This is a genomic window from Microcoleus sp. BR0-C5, from assembly GCF_036705045.1.
Classification (GTDB): domain Bacteria; phylum Cyanobacteriota; class Cyanobacteriia; order Cyanobacteriales; family Microcoleaceae; genus Microcoleus.
In genome coordinates this window covers 95,624-103,575 of record NZ_JAUBTR010000021.1, presented here as the reverse complement: position 1 = coordinate 103,575, position 7,952 = coordinate 95,624, and the positions used below count along the sequence as shown (strand labels likewise).

The window sequence follows — 7,952 nt, the reverse complement described above, 5'->3', positions numbered from 1 at the left end:
AATACGTCAATATACTTACACACAGAAAATCATTTAGGATTGCTCTAGATAGAGAAAATCATTTAGGATTGCTATATAGCAATCCTCGCATCATTTGTAAATTTCTTACTCCCTCCCCTTGGGTTCGGGGAGGGTTGGGGTGGGGTAAAAATTTTACGACTCCTGCAAGGATTGCTATAGCAACGGCGCTGATGGTTAGGAAACTGGGTTTCTCGGCACCTGCGTGCAAATCCTGTAGGAATCAAAAACAGTGACACGCGCCGATCGATTCCAAGGACTTAAGCTTTTATGCTGAAGTTAGCTAAAAAATTTATGTTTAACCTCATGTATATTTCTCCAGAGCAAGACCAAAAAATTCGCTACACCCTGCGCGAGTGCGGTCAAGAAGCTTACAAGCTAGCAGCCGAACCTTTTGAAGTTTCCGAGAAAGGGCCCAACGACTACGTGACGAGTATCGATCAGTACCTAGACCGACAACTATCGGCAGCATTTAGCGCTTTGTTTCCTGAAGACGGCAGGATCACCGAGGAAAACGTCGCCTCCAGAACAGCTTACGGGGCCAATTACCAGCGCCTGTGGTGCATCGATCCCCTCGACGGGACTGAAGAATTTATTCGGGGAAAACTGCACTACGCTTCGATGGTGGGGCTGCTGCTGGAAGGGGAACCGGTGGCCGGCTGGCTCTACGCCCCGGCTTTTGACCAAATGTATTTTGGCGGCAAAGATTGGGGATTGTTCCAAAGTGTGGGAACCCAAGCGCCGCAGCCGATCTCGCTGTGCAAACCCCCGGCCCCGACAGCGGAAAATTGTAAAATTATTCTCGGAGACAAAGACCAGAAAAACTACGCCCCGGCGATCGCCCAAAGCATCCCCGGAGCAGAATTTTACTCGCTGGGCAGCTTTGGCTTAAAAGTGATGGAAGTTATCTTCGGTCGAGCTGGTTTGTACCTGTATCTCAACGGCAGAGTTAAAGTGTGGGATACCGCCGGCCCTCTGGCTCTAGCAAAAGCAGCCGGATTGGTTTGTTGCGACTTGCAAGGTCAACCACTGAGGTGGACTAAAGATGTGATCGAACCGGAGACACTCGCCCACACGCAGTCAATCGCGATCGGCTGGCCGGAATACATAGAACCTCTGTTGGGTAAAGTTCAACAGGCAGTCAGAGGCTGTTAAAACCGTTTAGGATGAAAGAATCTGCCAATTTTACATGAAGCGGGCCTGTGCACCCTTATCATCAATTAAAGGAGCAACAGATTGTTTGTGTTCCCAAACATCGATCGTTCCCTAGCTGTTGGGTATCGCCTAATCATATTTCCCACCTCCGCGAGTTTGCGTCAGGAACCTCAGCTATCAAGGCGTGAGGCTTGGAAGAGTAATCTGACAAGCCATTCTGACGGGCCTAAGTCTTAACTGACTACGTTTTTTGAGTCACGACACCGGAGAATGCGAAGCCAGTTTTCCGCTCTGTCGCTGAAGGTTAAACAGCTCTAAGGTCACTGGGGCAGTGCTTTCAGCCCAACAAGCTCACTAAACTAAGGCGCAGGCTAACATCACCCCGAAAGGGAGGCTCGAAAGAGCAAAACACTATGCGTACAGGGCTGGGAAGTTTGAGGCGGTAATTGTCCCGCTGAAAGTGCAACACAAAAGCACACTCCCGCCAACCAGTCCCAAGGCGGTAGTAATCAAAAAAAGACAATATAAAGCCGTCCTAGAAGGACGGAGTTTCTACCCATTTTTTTGATGAAGACAGAAGCTTTCAGTGAGCTATTCCCTCTATTTAAGGGTGCTAACCCAGAAACCTTGGGAGGGCTGCTATCAAATGCCGTCAAGCATGAGTATCCCCCGGGCCGAGCTGTGGTGATGGAGGATTCTTGGGGCAACGCGATTTACTTTGTCGTGTCTGGCTGGGTAAAAGTCCGGCGCTTGTCAAACGATCGAGCTGTATCAATGGCTATTTTAGGACGGGGTGCCTTCTTCGGCGAAATGGCCATTCTGGACGAATCTCCCCGATCGAATGACGTACTTGCTCTATCGCCCGTGCGACTTCTCAGCGTCACAGCTCAGCGATTTATCCAAACCCTGTTTAAAGATCCGCAATTGCACCACCGGATGCTGCAACTGATGGTGCGGCGACTCCGCCAAACCAATCACCGCTATCAACTCCGAAACCGCCAGCCAGCGGTTAAACTAGCAAATACTTTAGTCGAGCTGGCAGAAAACTACGGTCAGAAAACTGCTGAGGGCAAAGAGATCTTCAATATTCCTTATGAAGACTTAGCTGATGTCACAGATATCACCCTAGATGAAGCCAGCAAAATTATGGAAAAACTCGATAGTAAAGGTTGGATCAAAATCGATCCAGACCGCCAAACTATCCATTTGATCAACCTCAAGCACTTGATTAATTTGGCAAGTCAATGACTGATGTTACTTCTTTGGATACCTCGTCGGCTGCAGGCAACCGTCAGGGGCAACTAACAGCACCGACAATTCAATATTCGGTGGCGATGCCCAATCCGGAATCCCACCTGTTTGAAGTAACTTTGCGCGTGCAAGGTTGGTCGAAGCCGGTTCTGGATTTAAAAATGCCTGTCTGGACTCCCGGTTCTTACTTGGTTCGAGAGTACGCCCGCCACCTGCAAGATTTTAGCTCCCATGCGGGCGATCGAGCTTTACCTTGGCGCAAGCTCAGCAAAAATCACTGGCAAATCGAGACCGATTCGGTGTCAGATGTCACGGTTTTCTACCGCATTTTTGCCAACGAACTGACAGTGCGAACCAATCATTTAGACTCGACTCACGGTTATTTCAATCCGGCGGCTTTGTGCTTTTTCTTGCCCGGTTTTGAGAGCAACTGCTACACTATAACCGTTGTGCCGCCTCAGCCGCAATGGCGCACCGTTACTACTTTGCCGCCTGTTTCTGGCCAAAATCTTACTTTCGCTGCTGCGAATTTTGACACTCTGGTAGACAGTCCTTTTGAGATTGGCTATCACGAAGTGTACGAGTTTGAAGTGATGGGAAAAGCCCACCAGCTAGTTGTTTGGGGAAAAGGCAATTTAGAACCCGATCGCACGATTCGAGACATCCAAAAAGTGATCGAAGTCGAGGCAAAAATGTTCGGCGGTTTGCCTTACGAACGCTATGTGTTTTTCCTGCATTTGTCCGGCTCTGGTTTTGGTGGTTTGGAACACAAGGAGAGTTGCACTCTCAACTATCCGCGTTTTGGTTTTCGGGCTAAGGAAAAGTATGAACGCTTTATTCAGTTGGTAGCTCACGAGTTTTTTCACCTGTGGAATGTCAAGCGCATTCGACCGAAAGCTCTCGAAGTATTTGACTACGAAAAAGAGAATTACACTCCTTCTTTATGGTTCTCTGAAGGCACTACCAGTTATTACGATTTGGTGATTCCTTTTCGAGCCGGTCTCTACAGCGTGAAAGGTTTTTTCCAAGGTATGGCTAAGGAAATTACTCGCTTGCAGACGACTCCGGGGCGGAGCGTGCAGCCTCTGAGCGAGTCGAGCTGGGATGCTTGGATTAAACTTTATCGCCGGGATGCTAACAGCGATAATTCGCAGATTTCCTATTATTTGAAAGGGGAAGTTGTTTCGTTTTTGCTCGATTTGTTGATTCGCGCCAAACACGGCAATGAGCGATCGCTCGATGATGTGATGCGTTTGATGTGGCAGCAGTTTGGCAATGCTAATTCTGCCCAAAACGACGATTTTGACCTGAAGTCGGGAACAGACGGCAAATCGGCGCATTTGACCTCAAACGGACAGTTAAATTCTCCTTCGCTGCCAGCAGAAATAGGCTTTACTCCCGAAGAGTTGCAAAGTGCGATGGAGTCCGTCGCCGGCATTGATTTGAGCGACTTTTTTGCGCGCTATATAGACGGTACAGAAGAGTTGCCTTACAACAAGTATCTGGAACCTTTCGGGCTAGAACTCACCGCCGGTGAAACTAGCGAAATACCTCGCATCGGTTGGACGTTGGGAACGGAAAACGGACGGGAAATGGTTAAGTTTGTCGAAGTAGGATCTCCGGCACAATTGGCCGGAATTGATGCAGGAGACGAGTTGCTGGCGATCGAAGGTTTTCGGGTAAATTCAGAACAAGCGGGTGAGAGGCTTAAAGATTATCAGCCAGGGGACACAATAGAGGTGACAGTTTTTCACCAAGACGAACTGCGGACTTGTCCTGTTACTCTCGCCCCGCCGCGCCCGATGCGTTACTCGATCGTGCCGGTGGAACAGCCCACCGCTATTCAGAAACAAAACTTTACTGGATGGCTGGGAGTTCCTTTATCGAAATTGTGACATAAATGAAGGGGAACGGGAAAGAAAAGACAAGAAGGAATCAGGCGCAATTCCCAATTCCCAATTCCCAATTCCCAATTCCCAATTCCCAATTCCCAATTCCCAATTACCAATTTTGATTATGCAAACCCCACCTCCTCCATCAATTACGCCCCGCCAGATGAATCTGCTGAGGATTGTTGCTTCTATGGCCTGGGCTGACGGCGAACTCGCCACAGAAGAAGTTAATTTAATGCTCGATCGCTTTTGTCGTTTGTTTGCCCCAGATACCGACGGACAACAAATGCAACAAGAACTGCGGGATTATATCATGCAAAATATCCCCCTGGACGAGTTGATCTGCCAGCTAGAAACTCAAGATGAAAAGGAATTAGTCCTGCAACTCGGCTATGAAGTGATTTCATCTAGTTCTCGCACTCCCGATGAACCAAAAATTAACGCTGAAGAAGCCGCAGCTTATCAAAAATTAGTGCAGTTGCTGAATCTTTCAGAGGATGTGGTCAAGCGTATTGAAGCTGAATCATCGGCGGCAGATACTTCAGAGGGAATTGTAGAGAAGATGGCTCACAAATTAGAAAAATTCATCAAAGGCTAGTTCGGGACGTGCGTGCGCTTGGCTTAAAAACCCGGTTGATTCCTAGATTTCTCGTTACTCAACCTGGAATTTTTTGTATAAACCGGGAATAAGCCCCCCATGCCTAAGTCTTGTTAGGTAAATATGGGAATAATAATAAGTTTCTCAGTGGAACTATTTACTACTAAATCAGAAGGGCAATAAACCGGACTGTGACTCCCCATTTCCTAGGATATACTAACAAAAAAACACAGGGAATTTAAGAATATTTTTCATCGCCGGGAATGGTAACAGAATTTGCGCCCCTTCCCGCGCGCTGCCTTCCCCTTAACGACAATTAGGGACTTAGACAAAGCCTAAATCCCTAATTTATCTACCGATTTTGGGCGCTCACTGAAAGTAATATCGTTTCCGGTTGCATCGGAATGATAAAATCGAGTCAACAGTCAACACTCAACCATTCAGTTTTTCGACCCCTCCTTCTACAGTCAACAGTCAACAGTCAACAATCATTTCGCTCGTACAACCGGAATTGATATGAATCCAACCTGTCATTAGTGCGGTAACTTGCTGAGGGCGTGCCAAGTTCTGTAGCCGACAATTCCATCTTGCGGTAAAGCCATGCTAATTTGCAATTGTCGCACTGCTACATCTGTCATCGGCCCGAATAATCCGTCAATGAATCCGAAATAGTATCCATTGATTTTCAAGACATTCTGAACAATTTTAACAGCATTACCAGAACTGCCCTTCATGACGATCGGCATATTCACAGGTGCACCAGAGTATAGTGCTTCCCAAGTGAGAGGGCCGACAATCCCATCTTCTTTTAAAAAGACGCGGTGTTGATAGCCTTTGACGGCGTTTTGAACTTGGACGCCGAAGATACCGTCAATGGCGCCAAAATAATATGCCCAATGATATAGAAGCTGTTGTAGTTCCTTGACAGCTTGGCCTGTTGAACCCATTTGTAAAGTGGGTTTGTTTACTCCAGTGGTTGCAGCAAATGCAAGACTTGATTGAGCAGTAGTATCGGCGACGAGAGCCATAGTTTCATTGTTCAAGCTTCTTTCTTCGGTGTACATAATGTGGTTCCTCTCAAGATTTAAGTTTTGGTCTTTGATATTTCAGGTATAACTGGTGGGATTTGTGGATGCACAGTCACTTTTTGGAGTGTCACTCATGTGAGTGTCACTCGTTTGAGTTACCCGTTGGTTTGTCGTAAGGAATGCAAGTTGTAATATCTTTATGAGGACTTCCGTTGTCAATACAAACCAAGGGCTAAGGTGCGCGGTGTACATCTACCCAATACAAAGATGGGGGGTACGCGCCCTACCAACTCATGTTGATTGTTTGCTAAGAAAATTCTCGCAAAGCTGGAATTAAATACTGTGTCAAAGTAAAGGCATCTACTCCTAATTCCGTCCGTTCTTTAGCAGCCATGATTCCGGCTTGAGCGTGCCACCAAGCTGCTGTTGCAGCAACTGATTTGGGGGGGGATTTGCGGGCGATCGCACTTGCTAATAGTCCCCCCAACAAGCCTGTGAGAACGTCGCCGCTGCCGCCTCTGGCGAGGGCTGGGGTGCTTTCGGGATTGAGGTAGGTGATGGTACGTGAAGCGTAGCTATCCCGTAGGGAATCGTTCTCATCCTTCCAACTTATGCAAACTCTGGCTCCTTTGAGCAATATCGTTGCACCGCAAAGCTGAGCTGCTGCTTGAGTTGCCGCAATTCGATCATCGCCGGTTTGCTCGGCTAATTCGGGAAATAAACGCTTGAATTCGCCCGGATGAGGCGTGATAATTGTCAGTGCAGAGCGTTCGGACAAAATCGGGACTGTGCCGAGTTGAGCGAGGATATTTAAACCGTCAGCATCTAAAACCAGAGGTCGATCGCTCTCCAGTACAGATTCTACAGCTATTGCGGCTTCCAATGTCAGACCTGGGCCTGCGGCGATCGCATCATAGCTGCCCAAATCAATTGCTACTGGCAACTCGCTAATTGCACCGCTTTGGGTTTCGGGACATCCTATAACTAATGCTTCTGGCAACTGGCTGCTCAACATCGATTTAATCGACTCAGGAACAGCGATTGACAGCATTCCCACGCCGCTAGCTCTTGCTCCCAATGCTGCCAAAATTGCTGCTCCGCTGTAGCGGCGGGAACCTGCAATAATTAGTAAGTGACCGTTGGTGTATTTGTGCGAAATTGGCGATCGGGGTAACGGCAAATGCTGAGTTACCGAGGCTTTTGTAATGCGTTGTATTGCTGGCGTTTCACCCAATATTGCTGCAATATCTGCTGCGGGAATATCAAAATCAATTAATTCAGAACTGCCGATATATTCTAACGCTATGTCTTGCAGAAATGCCATTTTCCACAAACCCAAACATAATGTATGTTTTGCCCGGATAGCCGTCCCCAAAACTTTTCCGGTATCTGTATCAATTCCCGATGGAATGTCTATACTTAAAATGGCTATATTTAAATTATTTATTTCGTCAATAGCTGCGGCAGTGGCGTTAGTAATTTCTCGTTCTAATCCAAATCCAAATAAACCATCTACGAGCAAATCGCAGTTTCTCAGATTTTCAATATTATCAACAAATGAAATATTTAAAGAACGCGCATAATCAGCGTGAGTTTTTGTGAGTTCTTTTAGTTTAGAAAATGGGCAGTAAATAACTACTTGGAACCCTTGAAAATGCAATTCGCGGGCAACAACCAAAGCATCGCCACCGTTGTGTCCTGGCCCAACCAATATGCCGATAACTGGCAATTGAGAATTAACAATATTTTTCCCTTCTTCCCTTTTCCTTCTATCCGTTAAATCCCGTACACTGCCCGTTGCCGAACTTCCTTCCGCTTTCAAAAGCTCCTGAATGCGTCTAGCAATCAGTCCCGCGACTTTTTCCATTAAAGCTGCGACTGGCATTCCAGCAGCAAAGATTCTGGTTTCTATTTGCCGCATTTGGTCGGCGGTGACAACAAATTTTTGAATAGTCATATTAGTGCTAAAATTTCAGCTAACAGCAGCAGTGGCCAGTTGTAGTATTTTTG

General features: G+C 47.0%; 6 protein-coding genes. 4 read left to right on the top strand and 2 right to left on the bottom strand.

The window, feature by feature from the left end:
- The first annotated feature begins 312 nt into the window (after positions 1-312).
- From QUB08_RS12880 to QUB08_RS12865, 4 genes are all read left to right on the top strand, one after another.
- Positions 313-1,173, top strand: a complete 861-nt coding sequence (locus QUB08_RS12880) for an inositol monophosphatase family protein (RefSeq protein WP_333225074.1) — start codon at positions 313-315, stop codon at positions 1,171-1,173.
- A 567-nt stretch (positions 1,174-1,740) separates the two neighbouring features.
- Positions 1,741-2,421, top strand: a complete 681-nt coding sequence (locus tag QUB08_RS12875; RefSeq protein ID WP_333225073.1) for a Crp/Fnr family transcriptional regulator — start codon at positions 1,741-1,743, stop codon at positions 2,419-2,421.
- The gene (locus QUB08_RS12870; RefSeq protein WP_333225072.1) at positions 2,418-4,319 is read left to right on the top strand and encodes a M61 family metallopeptidase; all 1,902 of its coding nucleotides are present in this window, start codon (positions 2,418-2,420) and stop codon (positions 4,317-4,319) included. The genes QUB08_RS12875 and QUB08_RS12870 overlap by 4 nt, the downstream gene beginning before the upstream one ends.
- 121 nt (positions 4,320-4,440) lie before the next feature.
- On the top strand, positions 4,441-4,914 hold the full coding sequence (locus QUB08_RS12865; RefSeq protein ID WP_333054017.1) for a TerB family tellurite resistance protein: 474 nt from the start codon (positions 4,441-4,443) through the stop codon (positions 4,912-4,914).
- A gap of 533 nt (positions 4,915-5,447) precedes the next feature.
- Here the strand turns inward: QUB08_RS12865 and QUB08_RS12860 are convergent.
- Both QUB08_RS12860 and QUB08_RS12855 read right to left on the bottom strand, forming a co-directional pair.
- Positions 5,448-5,978, bottom strand: coding sequence for a peptidoglycan-binding protein (locus QUB08_RS12860; protein ID WP_333225071.1), 531 nt, complete (start codon positions 5,976-5,978; stop codon positions 5,448-5,450).
- 271 nt (positions 5,979-6,249) lie between these two features.
- Entirely contained in the window at positions 6,250-7,899 is a 1,650-nt protein-coding gene (locus tag QUB08_RS12855) for an NAD(P)H-hydrate dehydratase (RefSeq protein ID WP_333225070.1), read from the bottom strand.
- Positions 7,900-7,952 lie beyond the last annotated feature (53 nt).